We start from the raw sequence: 807 nt of genomic DNA, 5'->3' as shown, positions 1-807 counted from the left end.
TCAAACACAAGTTCTTTGCGCAAGCTACCTACCCCTTGCACGTAAAGGGCCTGGTAAATCGACTCGTGGCTAATAGTCATGGACGTATTATCACCCCACAGTGCAGCCAACCTGTCACTGGTCTGACGCGGTGAGGCACCACGGTTGAGCAGATCGACAACCTGGGCGCGTAAGAACCGATTGTCATCGAGTTTGCGCAGCTTAGGGCGAGCAAGACGCCCGCGGCTGGCCTGGTCAGCGTGATAGGCATCGTAGATACCATCGACGCTGTTGCGCGCGATTTCACGGCTGACGGTGGATTGACTACGACAGACTATCTGGGCGATACGCCGGTGCGAATGCCCTGCTCGCAGATGCTCGGCAATGACTAGCCGTTCCGCCAGCCCTAGCCGCCGACCAGTACCAACACGAGATACATCACCGGGTGTTATCCGGCTGTGGGTATTCATAGTGGTTAATCTAGCCCGCCGGTTATACACCGTGGATGTGCACACCCCGGCCTGTGCAGCAATCTGGGCAACACTATATGTGCCGGCCATAAGCATCTCGTAGATCACGCGATGCTTATGCTTCATCGAGACCTTCGGGCAGTGCGATTGGTGCTGGATTTTAATTCCGGCTTGTCGCGCCCACCGCCTGACAGTTGGTGCGGGGATCGCTAAATCGCGCCCTACCGCGCTTGCTGATGCCCCGTTGGCGATGTGTTGAAGCGCAATGGGTTTGATGGCACTGTATTTCGATTGGCGGGTTTGCTTCACTACTTCTCCTGGTCGAAAGTGGTGATGCATTCACCGCCTGAACCTACCG

At 56.4% G+C, this 807-nt stretch carries 1 protein-coding gene; it reads right to left on the bottom strand.

Features of this window, described 5'->3' with window-relative positions; all coding sequences use genetic code 11:
- Positions 1-539 (bottom strand): helix-turn-helix domain-containing protein (locus tag CHU70_RS10685; protein ID WP_242451398.1); only part of this gene is annotated, 539 nt, incomplete at its 3' end.
- Positions 540-807 lie beyond the last annotated feature (268 nt).

Source organism: Corynebacterium sp. LK10, from assembly GCF_008042455.1.
GTDB lineage: Bacteria > Actinomycetota > Actinomycetes > Mycobacteriales > Mycobacteriaceae > Corynebacterium > Corynebacterium jeikeium_D.
Note: the sequence above shows the minus strand (reverse complement) of the source record. Positions and strands in the feature narration are given on the sequence as shown.